This window comes from Streptomyces sp. NPDC029296, from assembly GCF_055569255.1.
In genome coordinates this window covers 25,295-48,489 of record NZ_JBVHXT010000040.1, presented here as the reverse complement: position 1 = coordinate 48,489, position 23,195 = coordinate 25,295, and the positions used below count along the sequence as shown (strand labels likewise).

Annotated in this window: 22 protein-coding genes; 12 read left to right on the top strand and 10 right to left on the bottom strand. The window is 72.4% G+C overall.

Annotated features, from left to right (window positions below; genetic code table 11):
- The first annotated feature begins 96 nt into the window (after positions 1 to 96).
- From leuA to ACZ4W9_RS30460, 4 genes are all read left to right on the top strand, one after another.
- The gene (gene leuA / locus ACZ4W9_RS30475; protein ID WP_467941181.1) at positions 97 to 1,818 is read left to right on the top strand and encodes a 2-isopropylmalate synthase; all 1,722 of its coding nucleotides are present in this window, start codon (positions 97 to 99) and stop codon (positions 1,816 to 1,818) included.
- Between the two features lie 163 nt (positions 1,819 to 1,981).
- Complete coding sequence (locus ACZ4W9_RS30470) at positions 1,982 to 2,677, top strand: TerB family tellurite resistance protein (protein WP_467941180.1); 696 nt, start codon at positions 1,982 to 1,984, stop codon at positions 2,675 to 2,677.
- Positions 2,678 to 2,727: 50 nt separating this feature from the next.
- The gene (locus ACZ4W9_RS30465; protein ID WP_467941178.1) at positions 2,728 to 3,918 is read left to right on the top strand and encodes a sialidase family protein; all 1,191 of its coding nucleotides are present in this window, start codon (positions 2,728 to 2,730) and stop codon (positions 3,916 to 3,918) included.
- A 102-nt stretch (positions 3,919 to 4,020) separates the two neighbouring features.
- Positions 4,021 to 4,962 (top strand): RNA polymerase sigma-70 factor, encoded by a 942-nt coding sequence (locus tag ACZ4W9_RS30460; protein WP_467941177.1) that lies wholly within the window; start codon positions 4,021 to 4,023, stop codon positions 4,960 to 4,962.
- A 102-nt stretch (positions 4,963 to 5,064) separates the two neighbouring features.
- Here ACZ4W9_RS30460 and ACZ4W9_RS30455 read toward each other — a convergent pair whose 3' ends face one another.
- Genes ACZ4W9_RS30455 through ACZ4W9_RS30435 form a run of 5 tightly spaced genes read right to left on the bottom strand, consistent with a single transcriptional unit; the run spans position 5,065 to position 11,573 of the window.
- Positions 5,065 to 6,012, bottom strand: a complete 948-nt coding sequence (locus ACZ4W9_RS30455; RefSeq protein WP_467941175.1) for a dihydrodipicolinate synthase family protein — start codon at positions 6,010 to 6,012, stop codon at positions 5,065 to 5,067.
- Positions 6,013 to 7,017, bottom strand: coding sequence for an oligopeptide/dipeptide ABC transporter ATP-binding protein (locus ACZ4W9_RS30450; protein WP_467941174.1), 1,005 nt, complete (start codon positions 7,015 to 7,017; stop codon positions 6,013 to 6,015).
- Positions 7,014 to 8,990 (bottom strand): dipeptide/oligopeptide/nickel ABC transporter permease/ATP-binding protein, encoded by a 1,977-nt coding sequence (locus ACZ4W9_RS30445; RefSeq protein WP_467941173.1) that lies wholly within the window; start codon positions 8,988 to 8,990, stop codon positions 7,014 to 7,016. The genes ACZ4W9_RS30450 and ACZ4W9_RS30445 overlap by 4 nt, the downstream gene beginning before the upstream one ends.
- Positions 8,990 to 9,946, bottom strand: coding sequence for an ABC transporter permease (locus ACZ4W9_RS30440; RefSeq protein WP_467941171.1), 957 nt, complete (start codon positions 9,944 to 9,946; stop codon positions 8,990 to 8,992). Before ACZ4W9_RS30440 ends, ACZ4W9_RS30445 begins: the two co-directional genes overlap by 1 nt.
- Positions 9,947 to 9,950: 4 nt before the next feature.
- Positions 9,951 to 11,573 (bottom strand): ABC transporter substrate-binding protein, encoded by a 1,623-nt coding sequence (locus tag ACZ4W9_RS30435; RefSeq protein ID WP_467941170.1) that lies wholly within the window; start codon positions 11,571 to 11,573, stop codon positions 9,951 to 9,953.
- A 465-nt stretch (positions 11,574 to 12,038) separates the two neighbouring features.
- On the opposite strand from ACZ4W9_RS30435, the gene ACZ4W9_RS30430 reads away from it, so the two are divergent.
- Genes ACZ4W9_RS30430 through ACZ4W9_RS30410 form a run of 5 tightly spaced genes read left to right on the top strand, consistent with a single transcriptional unit; the run spans position 12,039 to position 15,473 of the window.
- The gene (locus tag ACZ4W9_RS30430) at positions 12,039 to 12,239 is read left to right on the top strand and encodes a hypothetical protein (protein WP_467941169.1); all 201 of its coding nucleotides are present in this window, start codon (positions 12,039 to 12,041) and stop codon (positions 12,237 to 12,239) included.
- Entirely contained in the window at positions 12,236 to 12,451 is a 216-nt protein-coding gene (locus tag ACZ4W9_RS30425) for a hypothetical protein (protein ID WP_467941168.1), read from the top strand. Before ACZ4W9_RS30430 ends, ACZ4W9_RS30425 begins: the two co-directional genes overlap by 4 nt.
- A gap of 30 nt (positions 12,452 to 12,481) precedes the next feature.
- Positions 12,482 to 13,228: a DNA repair protein RecO gene (gene recO / locus ACZ4W9_RS30420; protein ID WP_316757511.1), complete on the top strand. Its 747-nt coding sequence runs from the start codon at positions 12,482 to 12,484 to the stop codon at positions 13,226 to 13,228.
- A 32-nt stretch (positions 13,229 to 13,260) separates the two neighbouring features.
- On the top strand, positions 13,261 to 14,109 hold the full coding sequence (locus ACZ4W9_RS30415; RefSeq protein WP_467941166.1) for an isoprenyl transferase: 849 nt from the start codon (positions 13,261 to 13,263) through the stop codon (positions 14,107 to 14,109).
- Positions 14,110 to 14,147: 38 nt separating this feature from the next.
- Positions 14,148 to 15,473 carry a histidine-type phosphatase gene (locus tag ACZ4W9_RS30410; protein ID WP_467941164.1) on the top strand — a complete coding sequence of 442 codons (1,326 nt, stop codon included), beginning with the start codon at positions 14,148 to 14,150 and terminating at the stop codon, positions 15,471 to 15,473.
- A 36-nt stretch (positions 15,474 to 15,509) separates the two neighbouring features.
- Here ACZ4W9_RS30410 and ACZ4W9_RS30405 read toward each other — a convergent pair whose 3' ends face one another.
- The 4 genes from ACZ4W9_RS30405 to ACZ4W9_RS30390 form a co-directional block, all read right to left on the bottom strand.
- Complete coding sequence (locus ACZ4W9_RS30405; RefSeq protein ID WP_467941163.1) at positions 15,510 to 15,923, bottom strand: Fur family transcriptional regulator; 414 nt, start codon at positions 15,921 to 15,923, stop codon at positions 15,510 to 15,512.
- Between the two features lie 62 nt (positions 15,924 to 15,985).
- On the bottom strand, positions 15,986 to 16,888 hold the full coding sequence (locus ACZ4W9_RS30400; protein WP_467941161.1) for a metal ABC transporter permease: 903 nt from the start codon (positions 16,886 to 16,888) through the stop codon (positions 15,986 to 15,988).
- The gene (locus tag ACZ4W9_RS30395; RefSeq protein ID WP_467941160.1) at positions 16,888 to 17,661 is read right to left on the bottom strand and encodes a metal ABC transporter ATP-binding protein; all 774 of its coding nucleotides are present in this window, start codon (positions 17,659 to 17,661) and stop codon (positions 16,888 to 16,890) included. Before ACZ4W9_RS30395 ends, ACZ4W9_RS30400 begins: the two co-directional genes overlap by 1 nt.
- A gap of 17 nt (positions 17,662 to 17,678) precedes the next feature.
- Complete coding sequence (locus tag ACZ4W9_RS30390; protein ID WP_467941158.1) at positions 17,679 to 18,638, bottom strand: metal ABC transporter substrate-binding protein; 960 nt, start codon at positions 18,636 to 18,638, stop codon at positions 17,679 to 17,681.
- Between the two features lie 160 nt (positions 18,639 to 18,798).
- Between ACZ4W9_RS30390 and ACZ4W9_RS30385 the strand changes: the two genes are divergently transcribed.
- On the top strand, positions 18,799 to 20,181 hold the full coding sequence (locus ACZ4W9_RS30385; protein WP_318203644.1) for a glycine--tRNA ligase: 1,383 nt from the start codon (positions 18,799 to 18,801) through the stop codon (positions 20,179 to 20,181).
- 64 nt (positions 20,182 to 20,245) lie between these two features.
- On the opposite strand, the gene ACZ4W9_RS30380 is transcribed toward ACZ4W9_RS30385, so the two are convergent.
- The gene (locus ACZ4W9_RS30380) at positions 20,246 to 21,307 is read right to left on the bottom strand and encodes a chitinase (protein ID WP_467941156.1); all 1,062 of its coding nucleotides are present in this window, start codon (positions 21,305 to 21,307) and stop codon (positions 20,246 to 20,248) included.
- Between the two features lie 156 nt (positions 21,308 to 21,463).
- Between ACZ4W9_RS30380 and ACZ4W9_RS30375 the strand changes: the two genes are divergently transcribed.
- Together ACZ4W9_RS30375 and ACZ4W9_RS30370 are read left to right on the top strand one after the other, a co-directional pair.
- Complete coding sequence (locus ACZ4W9_RS30375) at positions 21,464 to 22,474, top strand: aldo/keto reductase (RefSeq protein ID WP_467941154.1); 1,011 nt, start codon at positions 21,464 to 21,466, stop codon at positions 22,472 to 22,474.
- 25 nt (positions 22,475 to 22,499) lie between these two features.
- Positions 22,500 to 23,096: a TetR/AcrR family transcriptional regulator gene (locus ACZ4W9_RS30370; protein WP_467941153.1), complete on the top strand. Its 597-nt coding sequence runs from the start codon at positions 22,500 to 22,502 to the stop codon at positions 23,094 to 23,096.
- Positions 23,097 to 23,195 lie beyond the last annotated feature (99 nt).

Here is a 23,195-nt window from a genome sequence, read left to right as displayed (position 1 = left end):
CTGTAGTCGAGGCCGACTCCCTCCCCGCGGAGCTCTGGCGTTGCGTCGTCGGCCGTCCACTCGGATATCCGGGACACCCTGAGGAGCCCACGCGTCATGGCCAACCGCCAGCAGCCCAGCCCCATGCCGATCCACAAGTACGGCCGCTACGAGCAGGTCGACATCCCGGACCGCACCTGGCCCGGCAAGCGCATCACCGCCGCCCCCCGCTGGCTCTCCACCGACCTGCGCGACGGCAACCAGGCCCTGATCGACCCGATGTCGCCCGAGCGCAAGCGCCGGATGTTCGACCAGCTGGTGAAGATGGGCTACAAGGAGATCGAGGTCGGCTTCCCCGCCTCCGGCCAGACCGACTTCGACTTCGTGCGCTCGATCATCGAGGAAGAGGGCGCGATCCCGGACGACGTCACCATCTCGGTGCTGACGCAGGCCCGCGAGGACCTGATCGAGCGGACGGTGGAGTCCCTGAAGGGCGCCCGCCGCGCCACCGTCCATCTGTACAACGCCACCGCGCCGGTCTTCCGCCGGGTCGTCTTCCGCGGCTCCAAGGACGACATCAGGCAGATCGCCGTGGACGGCACCCGCCTGGTGATGGAGTACGCCGGCAAACTGCTCGGCCCCGAGACCGAGTTCGGCTACCAGTACAGCCCGGAGATCTTCACCGACACCGAGCTGGACTTCGCCCTGGAGGTCTGCGAGGCGGTCATGGACGTCTGGCAGCCCGGCCCGGGCCGCGAGATCATCCTCAACCTGCCCGCCACCGTGGAGCGTTCCACCCCCTCCACGCACGCGGACCGCTTCGAGTGGATGCACCGCAACCTCTCCCGCCGCGAGTACGTCTGCCTGTCCGTCCACCCGCACAACGACCGCGGCACCGCCGTGGCCGCCGCCGAACTGGCCCTGATGGCCGGCGCCGACCGCGTCGAGGGCTGCCTGTTCGGGCAGGGCGAGCGCACCGGCAACGTCGACCTGGTCACCCTGGGCATGAACCTGTTCTCCCAGGGCGTCGACCCGCAGATCGACTTCTCCGACATCGACGAGATCCGCCGTACGTGGGAGTACTGCAACCAGATGGAGGTCCACCCGCGCCACCCGTACGTGGGCGACCTGGTCTACACGTCCTTCTCCGGCTCCCACCAGGACGCCATCAAGAAGGGTTTCGACGCCATGGAGGCCGACGCGCGGGCCAGGGGCGTCACGGTCGACGGCATCGAGTGGGCGGTGCCGTACCTGCCCATCGACCCCAAGGACGTCGGCCGCTCCTACGAGGCCGTCATCCGCGTCAACTCCCAGTCCGGCAAGGGCGGCATCGCCTACGTCCTGAAGAACGACCACAAGCTGGACCTGCCGCGCCGGATGCAGATCGAGTTCTCCAGGATCATCCAGGCGAAGACCGACGCCGAGGGCGGCGAGATCACGCCGAAGGACATCTGGGCCGTCTTCCAGGACGAGTACCTGCCCAACCCGGACAACCCCTGGGGCCGCATCCAGGTCAGGACCGGCCAGTCCACCACGGACACCGACGGCGTGGACACCCTCACCGTCGAGGCCACCGTCGACGGCCTGGACACCGTCCTGACCGGCTCCGGCAACGGTCCGATCTCGGCCTTCTTCGACGCCCTGCACGCCCTGGGCATCGACGTACGCCTGCTGGACTACCAGGAGCACACGATGAGCGAGGGCGCCTCCGCGCAGGCCGCCTCGTACATCGAGTGCGCGATCGACGGCAAGGTCCTGTGGGGGATCGGCATCGACGCGAACACCACGCGCGCCTCGCTGAAGGCGGTCGTCTCCGCCGTCAACCGCGCCACCCGCTGACGGGCCCCCGCCCGCCGCACGGCGGCGGGCGGAGTGCCGGTTTTCGGCCATCGCACCCCTCAGGTCACGGAAAGGTCTCGTACGGGGTACTGACTCCGCCTCCCGGATGTGGCTAACATCACGCCAGCGTGGCGATGTTGCCGCGCCGTTACGGAGGTGCGACGTGCTGCCAGTACGGGGACGAGACGGCCGTGCCACCGGGGCCCTGCGCATCATGGGCACCCGCACCGCGTGGACGCCCGTCGGCGACGGCGAGTTCTTCTGTCCCGGCTGCGGCGGCGACCGCAACTACCAGCGGCTCACCGGCCGCCGCCGGCTCACCCTGTTCGGCGTGCCCCTGCTGCCGCGCGGCGAGACCGGACCGGTGGTGGAGTGCGCCGCCTGCCGGCACCACTTCGGCACCGACGTCCTGGGCCACCCCACCACCCGCCGCTTCTCCGCGATGCTCCGCGACGCCGTGCACACCGTCGCCCTCGCGGTCCTCGCCGCGGGCGGCACCTCCTCCCGCACGGTCCTGGAGACGGCCGCCGCCACCGTGCGCGCGGCCGGCTTCGCCGACTGCACCGAGGAGCAGCTCGCCGCCCTGGTCGACGCCCTCGCCGCCGACACCGGCCGGTACTTCGAGCAGCCGTGCGGGGCCGGGCTGACCATAGAGCTGCACGAGGCCCTGGACCCGCTCGCCGCGCACCTCGCCCCGGCCGGCCGCGAGGCCCTGCTGCTCCAGGGCGCCCGCATCGCCCTCGCCGACGGCCCCTACACCCCCGCCGAACGCGACGCCCTTGCCACCGTCGGCGCGGCCCTCACCCTCCGCGCCGACGACGTGGACCGGCTGCTGGCCGCCGCCCGCACGCCCTCCTGATCACCCCGGTGGAGTATGAGCGCCGCCGCCGTGGCGGGCAGCATCAGGGCGTGACCCCGCGCAGCCGCACCCTCCCGACCGTCCTCGCCCTCCTCACCGCGCTCATCGCGCTCACCGCCCGGCAGCCCGCACACGCGGCGCCCGGCGCCTGCGACTCCTCCGTCCCGTACGCCTCCGGCCAGGGCGGCTACGCCGTCTACCGCATCCCCGCCGTGGTGCAGACCCGCACCGGCACCCTCCTCGCCTTCGCCGAGGGCCGCCGCGACGGGGCCGCCGACAGCGGGGACATCGACGTCGTGCTGCGCCGCTCCGCCGACGGCGGCTGCACCTGGGGCCCGCTGACCGTGGTCGCCGCCGGCCACGGCGACACCCGGGGCAACCCGGCGCCCGTCGTCGACCCGCGCACCGGCACCATCGTCCTGGTGACCTGCGGCAACAGCGGCGGCGCGACCGAGGACCGGATCATGCGCGGCGAGGTCGGCCCGCGGGAGGGCCGCCGGGTCTACGTCCAGCGCAGCGCGGACGACGGCCGGCACTTCACCGCCCCCCGGGACATCACCGACACGGTGAAGCGGCCCGACTGGCGCTGGTACGCCACCGGTCCCGGCCACGCCCTCGCCCTCACCCGCGGCCCGCGCGCCGGCCGCCTGCTGATCCCCGCCAACCACTCCGCCGCCCCGCCCGCCGGCTCCCCCGACACCGGCCGGGAGGCCCGCTACTACGGCGGCCACGCCCTCTACAGCGACGACACCGGCCACACCTGGCACCTGGGCTTCGTGGACGCGGTCTACGACGGCGTGACCAACGCCAACGAGACGAGCGCCGCCCAGCTCCCCGACGGCCGCGTCTACCTCGGCGCCCGCGACCAGAACGGCACCGCCCCCGGCAACCGGCTCGACACCTACTCCAGTGACGGCGGCCGCACCCTGGACCGCCCCTACGCCGTCCAGCACTCCCTGGACGCCGTCCCCGTGGTCCAGGGCAGCGTCCTGCAGCCCGACACCCCGGGCGCGCCCCTGCTGTTCTCCGCGCCCTCCGTGCCCACCGCCCGCCGCGCCCTCGCCCTGTGGGCCAGCGCGGACGCCGGACGCGCCTTCGTCCGGCTGCTGACCCTCGGCGACCGCAGGGCCGCCTACTCCGACCTCGTCCCGGTCGGCAGCCATCACATCGGCGTCCTCTACGAGACCGGCACCGACAGCCCCTACGAGTCACTGGAGTTCCGCCGGATCCCGCTGCCCTGACGGTCACGGGGCGGGCCGCCGCCCCGTCGCGGGGGCCGGGCGTTTTCCGGCGCGGGAGGGGATGATGTGGTGCGTCGATCGACTACGGCGGGGGCGTCCGGTATGAGCACGAGCACGAGCGCGAGCAGAACCGAGGAGTTCGAGGAGCTGCGGCCCCTGCTGTTCTCCATCGCCTACCGGATCCTCGGCAGCGTCGGCGAGGCCGAGGACGCCGTCCAGGAGACCTGGCTGCGCTTCACCGCCTCCCCGGTCCGGCCCCGGTCGGCCAAGGCGTACCTGTCGGCCACGGTGACCCGGCTGTCCATCGACGTCCTGCGCTCGGCCCGGGTCCGCCGGGAGGCCTACGTCGGCCCCTGGTTCCCCGAGCCGCTGCTCGCCGACCCCTACCAGGACCCGGAGCGCTCGGCGGAGCTGGCCGACTCGGTGTCGATGGCCGCCCTGCTGCTCCTGGAACGGCTCAGCCCGCTGGAGCGCGCGGTCTTCGTGCTGCGGGAGGTGTTCGACTTCGGCTTCCCCGAGATCGCCCGGGCGGTCGACCGCTCGGAGGCGGCCTGCCGCCAGCTCCTGGTGCGCGCCCGGCGCCACATGAGCGAGGGCCGGCCCCGCTTCGAGGCGGACCGCGGCGAGCGGGACGAACTGGCCGCGCGGTTCTTCGACGCCCTGCGCGAGGGCGATGTCATCGGGCTGAGGGACCTGCTCGCCGCCGACGTGTCGATGGCCGGCGACGGCGGCGGCAAGGCGCCCCAGCTGGCCCGGAGCGTCCTGGGCGCCGAGAACGTGGCCCGCCTGCTCACCACCGTCTTCCCGCAGCTCGCCCGGCTCGGCGTCCTCTGCGAGCCGCACCAGGTCAACGGGCAGCCCGGCGCGGTCTTCCGGGACCCGGAGGGCCGGGTGCTCAACGCCGTGGCGCTCGACGTCCTGGACGGGCGGATCCAGGCCATCCGCATCGTGGTCAACCCCGACAAGCTCGGCCACCTAGGCCCCGTGGCGGACGCCTGGTCGGTGCACCACGCGCTGCGGGAGGTACGCCGGGGAGCGCGGTGAGCGTCGTGCGCCGGCACGGGCCATGGCCTTCCCCGCACCGGCTGCGCGGCGTGGTCGTGCGGGTCGTGCGCCGGTGCCGGGCGTGGCCGCCGCGCGCCATTGTCAGCGCCCGTGCGCGTCCCGGCCGAGGAGGCCCGCCGCCGCCAGGAACTTGCCCACCCGCTCGATCTCCTCGCCGGACAGCGGGACCTGCGGCTCGGCGGTGACCGGGCAATCGATGACGCCGCGCAGGTGCAGCGCCGCCTTGAACGCGCCCAGCGCCGCCGAACCGCCGCCCATCCGCGCCGGGTCCCCCACGCCGACCATCCCGAACAGGGCGCACAGCCGCTCCTGCTCGGCCCGCGCCCCCTCCAGGTCCCCCGCCCGGCACTGCCGGTACAGCCGCACGTACCCGTGCGGATCGACGTTGGCCAGGCCCGGCACCGCCCCGTCCGCGCCCAGCGCCAGCGCCGCGTCGGTGATCTGCTCCGAGCCGGTGAGCACCCCGAACCCGGGGTGGGCGCGGGAGCCCGTGACCAGCTCCCGGAAGGCCGCCAGATCCCCGCTGGAGTCCTTGATCCCGGCCAGGACACCGTCCCCCGCGAGCCCCAGCACCACCTCCGCGGGCAGCTTGGTATGCACGGCGACCGGGATGTCGTAGGCGATCACCGGGACCGGGCTGGCGGCGGCGATCCGGCGGTAGTGGTGGACGATCTCCGCGGGGTGGGTGCGGGTGTAGAACGGGGCGGTGACGACGACGGCCTGCGCCCCGGCCCCGGTGACCGCCGCGACATGCTCCAGGACGCGCGGGGTGGTCATGTCGATCGCGCCGGCGATGACCGGCAGCTGACCGCCCAGGTGCGCGGTCACGGCCGCCACCACCCGCCGGCGCTGCGCGTCCGTCAGGAACGCCGCCTCCGAGGTCGAGCCCAGCAGGAACAGCCCGTGCACCCCCGCCTCCACCAGGAAGTCCACCAGGCGCAGCAGGGACGGCACATCCACCTCGCGGTCCGGTGTCAGGGGCGTGCAGACGGGCGGGACGACACCGGTGAGCGGGGCGGGAAGGGTCATTCAGGGCTCCTGGCGTGCTAGGTCTTCCGTCGACGTGTCCTCCTCCACAGGATGGTGGCACCGGTAGCGGTGAGCGGGGTGTGACGCGGCCGAGAAGTCCGGCATCTCCCGGGCGCACGCTTCGTCGGCCTTCCAGCACCGGGTGCGGAACGGGCAGCCGCTCGGCGGGCGGGTCGCCGAGGGCACCGGGCCGGTCAGCGGGATCGGGTCGAGGGGGTCCAGCAGACCGGGCGTGGCCGAGAACAGGGCCCGGGTGTACGGGTGCCGGGCCGCGTCGGTGACCCGGCCGGCCGGGGTCTCCTCCACGATCCGGCCCAGGTACATCGTGATCACCCGGTCGCTCATCCGCCGGACCGTCTGGATGTCGTGCGAGACGAACACCAGCGCCAGGCCGAGGCGTTCCTTCAGGTCCAGCAGCAGGTTCAGGATCTGCGCGCGGACCGAGACGTCCAGGGCGCTGGTCGGCTCGTCGGCGACCACCAGCGCCGGGTCCAGGGCGAGGGCGCGGGCGATGGCCACCCGCTGCCGCTGCCCGCCCGACAGCTGTCCGGGCAGCGCGTCGGCGAGCGCCCCGGGCAGCCCCACCAGCGCCATCAGCTCCCGCACCCGCTCCTCGCGCTCGGCCCGGGTGCCGCGCCGGTGCACGTCCAGCGGGTCGCGCAGGATGCGGCGGACGGTCAGCCGGCGGTTCAGCGCGGTCGACGGGTCCTGGAAGACCAGCCCGGTGCCCGCCCCCACGGCCGCCCGGCGCTCGGCGGCCGGCATCGCCCACAGGTCCCGGCCGCGGAACGCCACCGTCCCCGCGACCGGCCGCTGGATGCCCACCAGCACCTTCGCCAGCGTCGACTTCCCGCACCCCGACTCGCCGACCACGCCCACCGTCTCCCCGGCCGCCACGGACAGCCCGGCGCCGGTCAGGGCGTACACCCGGTCGCGCCGGAAGAGCCCGCCGCTGCGCGCCTTGTGCACCACGTGGGCGTCGCGTACCTCCACCACCGCCGTCATTGCAGGGCCTCCTCGCTCTCCGCGGTCGTCGGCTCCACCGCCGGGTGGTGGCAGGCGGCCGTGTGGGCGGCGGTGCCGGTGAGCACCGGGGCGGTGGTGTGGCACACCTCGGTGGCCAGCGGGCAGCGGTCGGCGAACCGGCAGCCCGCCGGGAAGTCGGCCGGGGCCGGGACGACGCCCTTGATCTGCGTCATCCGCTCCTCGGCCGACTCCAGCGACAGCACACTGCCCAGCAGGCCGCGCGTGTAGTGGTGGGCCGGCGCCGCCACCAGGTCGGCGGTCACCCCGGTCTCCACGATCCGCCCGCCGTACATCACCGCCACCCGGTCGGTGACGTCCGCGACCAGCGCCAGGTCGTGCGAGACCAGGACCAGCGCGAAGCCCAGCTCCGCGCGCAGCCGCAGCAGCAGCCGCATGACCTGGGCCTGCACGGTGACGTCCAGGGCGGTGGTCGGCTCGTCGGCGATGATCAGCTGCGGCTCGCGGGACAGGGCCATCGCGATCAGCACGCGCTGGCGCTGCCCGCCGGACAGCTCGTGCGGATAGCTGCGCAGGGTCCGCTCCGGGTCCAGCCCGACCAGCGACAGCAGCTCCGCGGGGCTGCGGCGGCCACCGCGCCGGACGAGCTGTCGCAGCTGGGCACGGATGGTCATGGCCGGGTTCAGCGAGGACAGGGCGTCCTGGTAGACCATGGCCATCTCGTGGCCGAGCAGCCGCCGCCGGGCCCGGGCCGGCTCGGTGAGCAGGTCCCGCTGCCGGAACCGCACCTGCCCGCCGATCCGGGCGCCCTTCGGCTGGAGCCCCATCACGGTGAGCGCGGTCAGCGACTTGCCGCAGCCCGACTCGCCCACCAGGCCCAGCACCTCCCCGGGGTACACCTCGAAGCCGACCCCGGCCACGATGTCCACGCCCCGGTGCCGGTCCGGGAAGCCGATGGCGAGGTTCTCCACGGCGAGCACCGGCTGCCCGCTCCGGTCGGGCAGCGGCCGGGCCCGGGCGCGCAGCCGCCGGGCGGCCTCGGCCAGCCCGGGCAGCGGCAGCACCCCGCCGGTGCCCGGCTCGGGCGTCTGGAGCCGGTCCCCGGGCGCACGCACCTCCCTCGGGGCGGGCGCGGCCCACGCGTCCGACACGCCCTCGGAAAGGACGTTCAGCGCCAGCACGGTGAGCAGGATCAGCAGCCCGGGGAAGACGGTCGCCCACCAGCCGCCGGTCAGCACCATGTTCTTGCCGTCGGCGATGACACTGCCCCAGGAGGGGTCCGGGGGGCGCACGCCCGCGCCGATGAAGGAGAGGGACGCCTCGAAGACGATGGCCTCGGCGACCTGCACCGTGCAGAAGACCAGCACCGGGGCGGCGCAGTTGACGGCCACGTGCCGCAGCACGATGTGCGGGGTGCGGGCGCCGATGACCCGCTCGGCGGTGACGTAGTCCTCCCCGTACTGGTCCAGCACGTTCGCCCGGACCACCCGCGCCACCGGCGGCGTGAACAGGAACGCGATGGCGCAGATCAGCACGCCGATCCCGCCGCCGAACACGGCCACCAGCACGGCGGCGAGCGCGATGCCGGGGAACGCCATCACCACGTCCAGGCAGCGCATCAGCGTCTCGTCCACGGCCTTGCGGGAGGTGGCGGCGACGGCCCCGAGCACGGCCCCGGCGACGAGCGCCAGCGCGGTCGCGCCCAGTCCGATGGCCAGTGACCAGCGGGCGCCGTACATCAGCCGGCTCAGGATGTCCCGGCCCAGGCTGTCCTGCCCCATCCAGTGCGCGGCGGACGGCGCCCCCGTCCCGCCGGCCGGGTCCCGCTGGTCCAGCGGATCGTCCGGCGCCAGGACCGGCGCGAGGACGGCGACCAGGACCACCACGGTCAGCAGGCAGAGGGCGGCCTTCGACGGCAGCGGCAGCCGGCGCCATCCGCGCAGCCGCAGGCCGGGCCGGGACAGCCGCTCGGTGAGCGTCGCGCGCGTGACCATCAGCCCGCCCTCAGTCGTGGGTTGACCAGCAGATACAGGATGTCGATGACGAGGTTGACGACGACGAACCCCGTCGCGGTGGTCAGCACGACCCCCTGCACCACCGCCGGGTCGCCGTTCTGCACGGCGTCGATCATCAGCTTGCCCATGCCGGGCAGCGCGAAGATCGTCTCGATGACGACGGCGCCGCCGAGCAGGTAGCCGACCCGCAGCCCGAGCACGGTGAGCGGGTTGACCAGCGCGTTGCGCAGCACGTTCCGGCCGACGACCACGCGCGGCGGCAGCCCGCTGCCGATCGCCGTCCGTACGTAGTCCTTGTCCAGCTCCTCCACCACCGAGGTCCGCACGATCCGGGTGAGCTGGGCCGCCACCGGCAGGGACAGGGCGACGGCGGGCAGCGCCATGGTCCGCAGCCAGCCGGTGACCGAGTCGCCCGGGTTGATGTAGCCCCCGGTGGGGAACCAGCCCCGGTCCACGGCGAGGTACTGGATCATCAGCAGCGCCAGCCAGAAGCCGGGCGCGGCGACCCCGACCAGCGAGACCACCCGGATGAGCTGGTCCGGCAGCCGGTCCCGGTACACCGCCGCCGTCACCCCGCCCGCCAGCGCCAGGACGACGGCCAGGGCGAGGCCGAGGAAGGTCAGCTGGAGGGTGAGCGGCAGGGCGGTGGCGACCTGGTCGAGCACGGGGGAGCGGGTGAGGGCGCTGGTGCCGAGGTCGCCGTGGAGCAGATCGCCGACGAAGTGGACGTAGCGCACGGGCAGCGGGTCCAGCAGCCCGTTGCGTTCCCGGAAGTCGTGCAGCTGCCGCGGGCTGGGGTTGGCGCCCTGGAAGAACGCGGACGCCGGGTCGGCGTCCGAGAACCGCATCACCAGGAACACGAACAGCACGATGCCCAGCAGCAGGGGCACCAGCAGGAGGACCCGGCGGAGCAGGATGCGTACGACCGTGGTCATACCGTCAGACCCACCGGGCCTGGAGGAGGTTGACGCCCGGGTAGGGCTGGGGCCGTATCCCGGACAGCTCGCGCGGGTCCCAGGCGGTCATCAGCTCGTTGTGGACGACCGGGTACAGCACGGCCTGTTCGGCGACGACGTCGATGTAGTCCCGCACCATCGCCTTCTTCCGCGCGGGGTCCGGCTCCCGGGTCGCCCGGTCCATGTCCTCGAAGAGCCGCCGGGCGACCGGGTCGTCGGCCCACCGCGTGTACCGCATCCACAGGTTCCCGGGGCCGTAGTTGTAGTGCATGATCAGGTCGGCGTCGAGCCCGAACTGGTTGGGGTTGGAGGCCGCCGCGACCACCTGGTAGTCCCGCCTCTGGTCCATCTTGGTGAACACGGCTGTGGTCTCCTGCGGCGCCAGCGTGGTGCGCACGCCCACGGCGTCCCAGCAGGACTTGATCGTCGGCAGGCAGTCCACGATCCAGCTGACGTTGACGGCCATGATCTCGACGCTCAGGCCGCTCACCCCGGCGGCCTCCAGCAGCGCCTTCGCCTTGCCGGGGTCGTAGTCGTAGACGGTCTTCGCCCGCCGGTGGCTCGGGTTGCCCTCGTTCAGGAACGAGGACGCGGGCCTGCCGTGCCCCTTCAGGGCGACCCGCACCATCTTCTCGCTGTCGATGGCGTAGTGCAGGGCCTGGCGCACCCGGACGTCGTCGAAGGGCTTGTGCCGGGTGTTGAACATCAGGAACAGGTTGTTCATCCCGGCCCCGCCGGCCACCTTCAGCCCGCCCTGTTCCAGGCGGGGGATGTTGGCGTAGGGGATGTTGTCGGCGATCTGCGCGCCGGCCCCGGTGCCGGAGATCTTCGCGACGCGGGAGGACGCGTCCACGATGGTCAGCCAGTTCATCTTCCGGAAGACCGGCCGGCGCGGGCCGTTGTACGCGGCGAACGCCTCGAAGGTGGTGTTCGACTTCGGGTGGTGCGCGGTCTGCCGGTACGGTCCCGAGCCCACGGCCAGCCCCTTGATCGCGTCGTCCCAGGCGCCGGGCCGGGAGTAGACGTGCTCCGGCATGATCTTGGCGAGGGTGAGCCGGGAGAGCCCGTCCGGGAACGGGAACTTGAGCCGCAGCTCGACGGTCCGGTCGCCGGTCTTGCGCACGGAGTCCAGCCAGGGGGCGAAGAACCCCTTGGCCAGCGTCTGGGTCTTCGGGTCCAGGATGCGGTCGAAGACGAACACCACGTCGTCGGCGGTGACGGGCCTGCCGTCGTGGAAGGTGGCACCGTCGCGGAGCGTGAACCGCCAGGTCGTGGCGTTCGGGTCGGCGGGGAGCGCGGTGGCGAGGGCGGGGTACGGCGCCCGGGTGATCGGGTCGGTGTCCAGCAGTCCCTCGTAGATGTGATGGTTGGCGGCCATCGCGAACGCGGAGGCGGTCTGGGTCGGGTCCCAGCTGCCGTCGTTGCCATAGCCGATGACGGCGGTCAGCGTCCGGTCCTTGCCGCCGCCCCCGCCGCCGGTGTCGTTGGTCGACTCCGGCCCGGCGGAGCACCCCGCCAGCACCGCCCCCGCGCCCACCGCTCCGGCCCCCAGGAGAAACGCCCGGCGGCGCGGTGCCGGTACGTCGGGAATCACGTCGTCGCGCACGGGTCCTCCAGCGGGTCGATGAACCGATGGGTCGATGAGGGGGAGGGGGAGTGGCGGGGGGTGGAGGGGGAGGTGGTGGGAGGAGTGGGATGCGACGTCCTACGTCCTACGTCCGCTCGGTAGCGCGACGATAAGAGGGGCCGTGGGGGCGGTCAAGACAGCGCACACGAATGGGGGTAGCGCCGGCACGGGCGCCGCCCTTCGCCAAGCCGCCGGGCCCCGCCGTGTGCCGGCGCGGGGGCGCGGACCCGGGCGACCCGGCTCCACCTGGGTGAATCACGGGTTTTCCGCGTGGCGCCCGCAGGCCCGGCCGCGGGGCCGCCGCACCGGCCGCGGTGGAGCGGTGGCCGTGGTCAAACCCCTTCGGCGGCCGTGGGCCCGCGGGCGCGGGCGCCTTCCGGGTGGAAAAGCGGAGCGTCACGCTTGATGTACAAAGCGTAAACTCGGAACAGGAAGGGGAGCTAAGTGAGCGGCATCGAAGAGGCGGAGGAGGCGTTGAGGGAATTGCGGTCGGCTCTCGAGAAGGCCGGGGTCGTTCTCCCGTCGCTGGGGCTCGATCCGGTGAGTCTCGTGCGGGAGGTGCCCTGTCCGCTGGTGGACCTCGGGCGGTGTTCGGTCGGGACCGCGCGCCGGCTGGCGGCGGCGCTGGCGGGGGAGGAGCGGTGAAACCCGTCATCGGCAGTCATGTGATGGACACGCGCACCGGCAAGGTCGGCGTCGTGATGGGGCACGAGGGCCCGTACGTGCAGGTGAGACCGTACGGCGGTGGGCGCGAGTGGGACGCCGAGCCGGGGGCGCTGCGCTGCGCCACCCCGGCCGAGCGGCTCAGCGCGGCGACCGCCTACGCCAATGCCCGCAGTCGCGGGGAGGTGCTCTAGCCGGTCCCGCGCATGGGCGAGAATGGGGGCATGAGTCTGTTCCGCGACGACGGCATCGTGCTGCGCACCCAGAAGCTGGGTGAGGCGGACCGGATCATCACGTTGCTCACGCGCGGGCACGGACGGGTGCGCGCCGTGGCCCGGGGGGTACGGCGCACGAAGTCGAAGTTCGGGGCCCGGCTGGAGCCGTTCTCCCATGTGGACGTGCAGTTCTTCGCCCGGGGGAGCGAGCTGGTCGGGCGCGGTCTGCCGCTGTGCACGCAGAGCGAGACGATCGCCCCGTACGGCGGCGGGATCGTCACGGACTACGCCCGGTACACGGCCGGGACGGCCATGCTGGAGACCGCCGAGCGGTTCACCGACCACGAGGGCGAGCCGGCCGTCCAGCAGTACCTGCTGCTCGTCGGGGCGCTGCGGACGCTCGCCCGGGGCGAGCACGCCCCGCATCTCGTCCTCGACGCCTTCCTGCTGCGGTCCCTGGCCGTGAACGGCTACGCGCCCAGCTTCGGCGACTGCGCGAAGTGCGGGATGCCGGGACCGAACCGGTTCTTCTCCGTGGCCTCCGGCGGCTCGGTGTGCGTCGACTGCCGGGTGCCCGGCAGCGTGGTGCCGTCCCCGCAGACCCTCGTCCTGCTGGGCGCGCTGCTTACGGGAGACTGGGAGACGGCGGACGCGTGCGAGCCGCGGTACGTCCGCGAGGGCAGCGGACTGGTGTCCGCCTACCTGCACTGGCACCTGGAGCGCGGGCTGCGCTCCCTGCGCTACGTAGAGAAGTAAGCACGGCTACGGGTCGAGGAGACGAGAAGCACATGGTCGTACGCGGGATCCTGGGGCGCCAGCGGCGCGAGTACGAGGCGCCGAGGCCGCACCCGTCCGGTGCGCGCGCGCCCAAGCTCCCCGGTGAGCTGGTGCCGAACCACGTCGCGATCGTCATGGACGGCAACGGCCGGTGGGCCAAGGAGCGGGGGCTGCCGCGCACGGAGGGGCACAAGGTCGGTGCCGAACGCGTGCTGGACGTCCTCCAGGGCTCGATCGAGGTCGGCGTGCGCAACATCTCCCTGTACGCCTTCTCCACCGAGAACTGGAAGCGCTCGCCCGACGAGGTCCGCTTCCTGATGAACTTCAACCGCGACTTCATCCGCAAGACCCGCGACCAGCTCGACGCCCTCGGCATCCGGGTGCGCTGGGTGGGCCGGATGCCCAAGCTGTGGAAGTCGGTCGCCAAGGAGCTCCAGATCGCCCAGGAGCAGACCAAGGGCAACGACCTGCTCACCCTGTACTTCTGCATGAACTACGGCGGCCGGGCCGAGATCGCGGACGCGGCGCAGGCGATCGCCGAGGACGTGAGGGCGGGGCGGCTCGACCCGTCGAAGGTGACCGAGAAGACCGTCCAGAGGTACCTGTACTACCCGGACATGCCGGACGTGGACCTGTTCCTGCGGCCGAGCGGCGAGCAGCGCACCTCCAACTACCTGCTCTGGCAGAGCGCGTACGCCGAGATGGTCTTCCAGGACGTGCTGTGGCCCGACTTCGACCGCCGTGACCTGTGGCGGGCCTGCATGGAGTTCGCCTCCCGCGACCGCCGCTTCGGCGGGGCCGTCCCGAACGAGGAACTGCTGGCGATGGAGGCCGCGATGAAGGGCGATTCCACCTCCTAGACACCGGTGGTTCACCGGGGCCGCCGAGGATGCGGATCATGAGACGTCTCGCTCCTGTACTCGCCCTCGGGGCCCTGCTGTGCACCGCCGTGCCCGCGCACGCGGCCGAGGCGCCCGCGCACCGTGAGAGCTACGGCACGAAGGCGCCGTACTTCCCCGGGCAGGGCTCGCGCGGCTACCAGCGGCCCCCCGCCGGTTTCGTTCCCGTCTTCACCGAGAACGTCTCCCGGCACGGCTCCCGGGCCGCGAGCGACGGCGCGGACGGCGACCTGGTCCTCGCGCTGTGGGAGCGGGCCGAGGCGGAAGGGCAACTCACCGGCAAGGGACGGGAGTTCGGGCCGGTCGTCCGCTCCCTCCAAGCCGCCATGGCCGAGACCGGCTACGGCAACCTCAGCGGGCGTGGCCGGCAGGAGATGGCGGACACGGCCGGCCGGCTGCAGCGACGGCTGCCGGCCCTGTTCCGGAAGATCGCCGACGACGGGGAGAGGATCGACGTCGTCAGCTCCGGACAGGGGCGGGCCGTGGCCAGCGGCACCGCGTTCACCGACGCCCTCGCCGCCGCCGAGCCCGCGCTGAAGCCGCTGATCGGACCGGTGCGCACCGACAAGGACCTGCTGTACTTCCACAAGGCGGCGGGCGGCGCCGCCTACCGCGACTACGTCGAGAACGACCAGCGCCTGAAGGACACCCTGCACGGCGTCACCGACCAGCCGAGGACCCGGAAGGCCGCGCACGGCATCCTGCGGAGGGTGTTCAAGGAGCCCTTCGTCGCGCGGATCGGCGACCAGGTCGGTGCCGCCCGGGCCGTCTACGACCTGTACGCCATCGCGCCCGCGATGAGCCGGGAGAGCCCGGACGGCAGGGGCTGGGGCATGGAGCGCTTCGTGTCCCGGTCGGACGCGGCCTGGTTCGGCTACCTCTCCGACGCCGAGGACTTCTACGAGAAGGGACCCGGCTTCGCCGGCAGCGGCATCACCTACGAGATGGCGGACGTCCTGCTGGACGACTTCTTCCGGCAGGCCGAGGCCAAGCGGGCCGGCACCAGCGATCTCGGGGCCGAGCTGCGGTTCAGCCATGCCGAGGAGATCATTCCGCTGGCCGCGCTCATGGGGCTGCCGGGCAGCACGCGGCAGGCGGAGCCGGGGGAGGCGTACACGTACGCGGACAATCCCTGGCGGGGCGCGGACGTGTCGCCGCTGGGGGCGAACATCCAGTGGGACGTCTTCGCCAAGGGCGACCGGTACCTGGTCCGGATGCTCTACAACGAGAAGGAGACGCCCTTCAGGGCGGGGTGCCGTCCGGTCGCCGAGGGCAGTGCGTTCTACGACCTGGACGAGCTGGAGCGCTGCTTCGGGCGGGACTGAGCGGGGCCGTCCGCGCCCCGCGGGGGCGCGGAGGGCTCAGACCGCCGCCGCGCACTCCGCGCACGTGCCGAAGATCTCCACCGTGTGGGCCACGTTGACGTAGCCGTGCTCCGCAGCGATCGCCTCCGCCCACTTCTCGACGGCCGGGCCCTCCACCTCCACCGCCTTGCCGCAGGCGCGGCAGACCAGGTGGTGGTGGTGTTCGCCGCTGGAGCAGCGGCGGTAGACGGACTCGCCGTCGGACGTGCGCAGGACGTCGACCTCGCCGGCCTCGGCGAGGGACTGGAGGGTGCGGTAGACCGTGGTCAGGCCGACGGAGTCGCCCTTGTGCTTGAGCATGTCGTGCAGTTCCTGCGCGCTGCGGAACTCGTCGACCTCGTCCAGGGCCGCCGCCACGGCTGCACGCTGGCGGGTCGCGCGACCCTTCACGGGCGGTCCAGCGGTCGTCACCGTTGCCTCCTTCGATGGCTCGCTTCTGCCCGGGCCATTGTGCCAGCCCGGGTGGACAGCGGTCAGACGCCGATCTCGTCCGCGGCCCCGCGCGCGGCCGGAATCGTGCACTCCGCGGGGTCCGGGGCGGGCCCCGCCGCGGCCGCCGCGCGGGCGCGCCGCCGGGCCAGCGGGCTGGCGAGCGCGGTCAGCGCGATGAAGGCGGCGATGGTCAGCAGGACGATCGTGGCGCCGGGCGGCACGTCCTGGTAATAGGACGTGACCGTGCCGCTGACGGTCACGGCGACGCCGATGGCCACCGCGACCACGAAGGTCACGGTGAAGCTGCGGGTGAGCTGCTGGGCCGCCGCCACGGGCACGACCATCAGCGCGGACACCAGCAGCAGTCCGACGACCCGCATGGCGACGGTCACGGTGACGGCCGCGGTGACGGCCGTCAGCAGGTTCAGCGCACGCACCGGCAGGCCCGTGACCCGCGCGAACTCCTCGTCCTGGCTGACCGCGAACAGCTGGCGGCGCAGGCCCAGGGTGACCAGCAGCACGAAGGCGGCGAGCACGCAGATCGCGGTCACGTCGGACGGCGAGACCGTGGAGAGGGAGCCGAACAGGTACGAGGTCAGGTTGGCGTTGGAGCCGCCCGGCGCGAGGTTGATCAGCATCACGCCGCCGGCCATGCCGCCGTAGAAGAGCATGGCCAGGGCGATGTCGCCGCGGGTCCGGCCGTACCAGCGGATCAGCTCCATCAGGACCGCGCCGAGGACGGAGACGGCCGTCGCCATCCACACCGGGGAGGTGGAGAGCAGGAAGCCGAGGCCGACGCCGGTCATGGCCACGTGTCCGATGCCGTCGCCCATCAGGGCCTGGCGGCGCTGGACCAGGTAGATGCCGACCGCGGGCGCGGTGATGCCGACCAGCACGGCGGCCAGCAGCGCCCGCTGCATGAAGGCGTAGTTCAGGAATTCCATCAGCTCAGCAGTCCCGTGCGGATCGGTTCGGTGCCCGCCGGAGCGTGCGGGTGGACGTGGTCGTGGCCGGGCAGGGCGTGCTGGCCGACCGCGCGCGGCGGCGGGCCGTCGTGCAGGACGCAGCCGTCGCGCAGGACGACCGCGCGGTCGATCAGCGGCTCCAGCGGGCCCAGCTCGTGCAGCACGAGGAGGACCGTCGTGCCGGCCTCGACCTGCCGGCGCAGGGTGCGGGCCAGGACCTCCTGGCTGGCCAGGTCGACGCCGGCCATCGGCTCGTCCATGATCAGCAGTTCCGGCTCGGCGACCAGCGCGCGGGCGATCAGCACCCGCTGGTGCTGGCCGCCGGACAGGGCGGTCACCGAGTCCTTGGCGCGGTCGGCCATGCCGACCAGTTCCAGGGCGCGCTGGACGGCCTCGCGGTCGGCCCTGCGGAAGAGCCCGAAGCGGGTGCGGGCGAGGCGGCCGGAGGAGACGATCTCGGTGACCGTCGCCGGGACGCCGCCCGCGGCCGTGGTGCGCTGGGGCACGTAGCCCACGCGCGCCCAGTCGCGGAAGGACCGGCGGGGGGTGCCGAACAGCTCGACCGTGCCGCCGCTGACCGGCACCTGGCCGATGGTCGCGCGGACGGCCGTGGACTTGCCCGAGCCGTTGGCGCCGAGCAGCGCGACGACCTCGCCGCGGCCGACGGTCAGATCGATGCCCCGCAGCACGGGGCGGCCGCCGAGTTCGGCGGTCACCCGGCGCAGGGCTATGACGGGTTCGCTGGTGGTCATGGTGTCTCCCGTGCCGCTCACTCGGCGCCCAGGGCCTGCTGGAGCGCCTTGAGGTTGGCCCGCTGCACCGCGAGGTAGTCCCGGCCGCGGGAGTGGTCGGTGATGCCCTCGATCGGGTCCAGGACGTCGGTCTTCAGGCCCGTGTCGCTCGCGAGGGTCTTGGCGGTCTTGTCGCTGACGAGCGTCTCGTAGAAGACCGTGGAGACGCCGTCGGCCTCGGCCGTCTTCTCCAGGTCCTTGACCCGGGCGGCGCTCGGCTCGGACTCGGGGTCGAGGCCGTTGATGGCCTCCTCGGTGAGGCCGTAGCGCTCGGCGAGGTAGCCGAAGGCGGCGTGGGTGGTGATGAAGACCTTGCTCTTCGTGTGCGCCAGGCCGGTCTCGAACTCGGTGTTCAGCCGGTCCAGCTCCTTCACCAGGGCGGCGGTGTTCTTCTTGTAGTCGGCCGCGTGCTTCGGGTCGGCCTTCTCGAAGGCCCTGCCGACGCCCTCGGCGACCTGGGCGTAGCGCACCGGGTCGAGCCAGATGTGCGGGTCCCTGCCCGCCTCCTCGCCGTGGTCGTGGCCGTCGTGCTCGGCCGCGTGGCCGCCGACCTCGTTGCCGTGGTGCTCCAGCGTGGTCAGGGAGGCCGCGTCGATCTTCGTGTCCACCGGGGACTGCTCCACGGCCTTGTCGACGGAGGGCTGGAGGTCCTTCAGGTACAGGACCGCGTCGGACTCCTCCAGGGAGGCGATCTGCCGGGTGCTGAGCTCCAGGTCGTGCGGTTCCTGGCCGGGGGAGGTGAGGGTGGTGACGTGGACGTGCTCCCCGCCGATCCGCTCGGCGAGGAAGGTCATCGGGTAGAACGAGGCGACGACGTCGAACTTGGCGGTGTTGCCGGCTCCCGCCGCGTCGCCGGAGCAGCCGACGAGGGCGGCGGCCCCGAGGGAGGTGACCGCGGCCAGCGCGGCGGTGGGTATGAGGCGTCGTCGTACGTTCATGACACTCATTTTCAACAAACATGGAAACCGTTGTCAACAACGCTCGTCATGCGGTCTGTACCGGGGCCGATTTGGTCGTGGGGGAGCCTGCGCCGGTAACCTGAATCATTCGCTGGAAGCATCTCGCTTCAACGCCCGTCGTCGTAATGAAGAGAGCACCGTGGCCGCCGACAAGATCGACACCATCGTCAGCCTGAGCAAGCGCCGTGGCTTCGTTTTCCCCTGCAGTGAGATCTACGGCGGCCAGCGTGCCGCCTGGGACTACGGACCGCTGGGTGTCGAGCTCAAGGAGAACATCAAGCGCCAGTGGTGGCGCTACATGGTGACGTCGCGCGAGGACGTGGTCGGCATCGACTCGTCCGTCATCCTGGCTTCCGAGGTCTGGGTGGCCTCCGGCCACGTCGCCACCTTCACGGACCCGCTGACCGAGTGCACCTCGTGTCACAAGCGGTTCCGCGCCGACCACCTGGAGGAGGCGTACGAGGAGAAGAAGGGCCACGCCCCGGCGAACGGCCTCGCGGACGTCAACTGCCCGAACTGCGGCAACAAGGGCCAGTTCACCGAGCCCAAGCAGTTCTCCGGCCTGCTGTCCACCCACCTCGGCCCGACCCAGGACTCCGGCTCCGTCGCCTACCTGCGCCCCGAGACCGCCCAGGGCATCTTCACCAACTTCGCCCAGGTGCAGACCACCTCGCGCCGCAAGCCGCCGTTCGGCATCGCCCAGATGGGCAAGTCGTTCCGCAACGAGATCACGCCGGGCAACTTCATCTTCCGCACCCGCGAGTTCGAGCAGATGGAGATGGAGTTCTTCGTCAAGCCGGGCGAGGACGAGCAGTGGCAGGAATACTGGATGGAGCAGCGCTGGAACTGGTACACCGGCCTGGGTCTCCGTGAGGAGAACATGCGCTGGTACGAGCACCCGAAGGAGAAGCTCTCCCACTACTCCAAGCGCACCGCCGACATCGAGTACCGCTTCCGGTTCGGCGGCAGCGAGTGGGGCGAGCTGGAGGGCGTCGCCAACCGCACCGACTACGACCTCTCCGCGCACGCCAAGGCCTCCGGCCAGGACCTCTCCTACTTCGACCAGGAGGCCGGCGAGCGCTGGACGCCGTACGTCATCGAGCCGGCGGCGGGTGTCGGCCGCACCATGCTGGCCTTCCTGCTCGACGCCTACGTCGAGGACGAGGCGCCGAACGCCAAGGGCAAGATGGAGAAGCGCACCGTGCTGCGCCTCGACCACCGTCTCGCCCCGGTGAAGGTCGCGGTGCTCCCGCTGTCCCGCAACCCGGAGCTGTCGCCGAAGGCCAAGGGTCTCGCCCAGGCGCTGCGGCAGAACTGGAACATCGAGTTCGACGACGCCGGCGCCATCGGCCGCCGCTACCGCCGTCAGGACGAGATCGGTACGCCGTACTGCGTGACCGTCGACTTCGACACCCTCGAGGACAACGCCGTCACCGTGCGCGAGCGTGACTCGATGAAGCAGGAGCGGGTGTCGCTCGACCAGATCGAGGGCTACCTGGCGCAGCGTCTGCTGGGCGCCTAGTCACACCGCCGAATGCCGGGCGGGCCGATGTCGGCCCGCCCGGCATTCGCGTGTCCGCGCCCGCTCAACGGCCCTGGAGGGCCTTGACGTTGTCGCCGAACGTCCAGTTCTTCGAGCCGTCCCAGTTCAGGGACCAGGTCATCAGGCCCTTGAGCGAGGTGCCGTAGTTCCGCCAGGCCTGGGAGACCAGGGACGGGGACATGTAGCCGCCGCCCGCGCCGGGCTGGGCGGGCAGGCCCGGGACCTGCTTGTCGTAGGGCACCTTGATCGTCGTGCCCTGCACCACCAGGCCCTTGTTGAGGCAGTCGGTCTGCGCGGTGAAGCCCTGCACGGTGCCCGCCGAGTAGGAGTCGCCGGAGCAGCCGTACATGCTGCCGTTGTAGTACTGCATGTTCAGCCACCACAGGCGGCCGTTGTCCGCGTACTTCTTGATGACGGGCAGGTACGCGCCCCAGATCGAGCCGTAGGTGACGCTGCCGCCGGTGACGTACGCCGTCTCCGGGGCCATCGTCAGGCCGAAGCCCGCCGGCATCTGGGCGAGGATCCCGTCGATGATGCGGATCAGGTTGGCCTGGGACGCGGACAGCTGGTTGATGTTTCCGCTGCCGACCAGGCCCGTCTCGATGTCGATGTCGATGCCGTCGAAGTTGTACTTCTTCAGGATCGGCACGATGGTCGCCACGAACCGGTCGGCGACCGTCTGGGAGGACAGGTCGATGCCGGCCGCCGCGCCGCCGATGGACAGCAGGATCGTCTGGCCAGACGCCTTGGCCTGGCACATCTCGGCGGGCGTGGCCACCTTCACACCGGCGTCCATGCCGTCCTCCCACAACGCGGTGCCGTCGGAGCGGATCACCGGGAAGGCCGCGTTGATCACGTTGTAGCCGTGGGCGGCGATGCGGGAGTCGGTGATCGGGGTCCAGCCGAAAGGCGGATGGACGCCGTTGGCGGAGCCGTCCCAGTTCTCCCAGTAGCCCTGGAGCACCTTGCCCGCCGGCCTGGACTTCACCGCGCAGGTGTCGGCGGCGGCGGAGGCGGACGCGGCGGGCGCGGCGGCGATCGCGAGCGGGGCGAGGACGGCGCCGGTCAGGGCGGCGGTGAGCAGACGCAGGGTGCGGCGGAGCATCGGGCCTCCCGGTGGTGTTCGGGTCGAGGGGATGTCGCAGACATGACACTGCGCTGGTCCAGACCATTCGTCAAGAGGTCTGGACCACGACATCGGCGAACATTATTGGAATGACAGATATTGAAATCTGTCAGCTGTCATGTCACAGTTGTGGGCATGACGATGCGAACCCGAAACCTCGGCACCACCGGCCCCCGGGTCTCCGCCCTCGGCCTCGGCTGCATGGGCATGTCCGGCATGTACGGCGAGGCGGACCGCGCCGAGTCGATCGCCACCCTCCACGCGGCCCTGGAGGCCGGCGTGACCCTGCTCGACACCGGCGACTTCTACGGCATGGGCCACAACGAACTGCTGATCAACGAGGCGCTGCGCACGGCCCCGGCCCCGCTCCGCGAGAACGCGCTGGTCAGCGTGAAGTTCGGTGCCCTGCGCGGGCCGGACGGCGACTGGTACGGCTTCGACGGCCGCCCGGCCGCCGTGAAGACCTTCGCCGCCTACTCCCTCCAGCGCCTCGGCGTCGACCACATCGACGTCTACCGCCCGTCCCGGCTCGACCCGGACGTGCCGATCGAGGAGACCGTCGGCGCCATCGCCGAACTGGTCGAGAAGGGCTGGGTCCGGCACATCGGGCTCAGCGAGGTCGGCGCGGACACCATCCGCCGGGCCGCCGCCACCGCCCCCATCGCCGACCTCCAGATCGAGTACGCGCTCATCTCCCGGGGCCCCGAGCGGCAGATCCTGCCCACCCTGCGGGAGTTGGGCATCGCCGTCACCGCGTACGGCGTGCTCTCGCGCGGGCTCCTCTCCGGCCATGTCTCGGCCGGCCAGGGCTTCGCCGCGGACGACTTCCGGGCCCACTCGCCCCGCTTCCAGGGCGACAACCTCCGGCACAACCTCTCCCTGGTCGAGTCCCTGCGCAAGATCGCGGAGGAGAAGGGCGTCTCCGTCGCGCAGATCGCCATCGCCTGGGTGCTCTCCCGGGGCGAGGACATCGTGCCGCTGGTCGGCGCCCGCACCCGGGAGCGGCTCGGCGAGGCCCTCGGCGCGCTGGACGTGACCCTGGAGGAGGCCGACCTCGCCGCCATCGAGGCCGCGGTGCCGGCGGACGCGGCGGCCGGCGACCGGTACGCGGCGGAGCAGATGGCCATGCTCGACAGCGAACGCTGACCGGCGTGCCGGGTACCGTCTAGGCATGCCATCGACCAGCGAGACCCTGACCGCCGAGCGCATCCTCGAAGCCACCGAGGAGGTGCTGCGCCGCCACGGCCCGGCCAAGGCCACCGTGGTCGACGTGGCCCGCGCGCTCGGCGTCAGCCATGGCAGCGTCTACCGGCACTTCCGCACCAAGGCGGCGCTGCGCGAGGCGGTCACCAAGCGCTGGCTGGACCGCACCTCCGAGCGGCTCGCCGGCATCGCCGCCGCCGGGGACCGCGCGCCCGAGCAGCGACTGCGGGACTGGCTCGCGGCCCTCTTCGAGGCCAAGCGGCACAAGGCGGGCGACGATCCCGAGCTGTTCGCCACGTACACGGTGCTGGTCGACGAACTGGGCGGCGTGGTCCACGACCACCTCGCCGACCTCACCGGCCAGCTGACCCGGATCATCACGGCGGGCACGGAGTCGGGCGACTTCACCGTCCCCGACCCGGCCACGGCCGCCCGCGCCGTCTTCCAGGCGACGGGCCGCTTCCACGACCCGGGCTACGCACGCGAGTGGACGGCGCCGGGGATCGAGGAGGAGTTCGACGCGGTGGTGGGGTTGCTGGTGCGGGGGCTGAGGGCGGCGGGATAGGAACGAGTTCTTGGGGCGGCTGCCCCGCCGCCGTACGGTCGTCGGACCGGAACGGGGCCGCCCGGGGAGTCGAGCGTCAGGTCTTGCCGAGGCGGATGG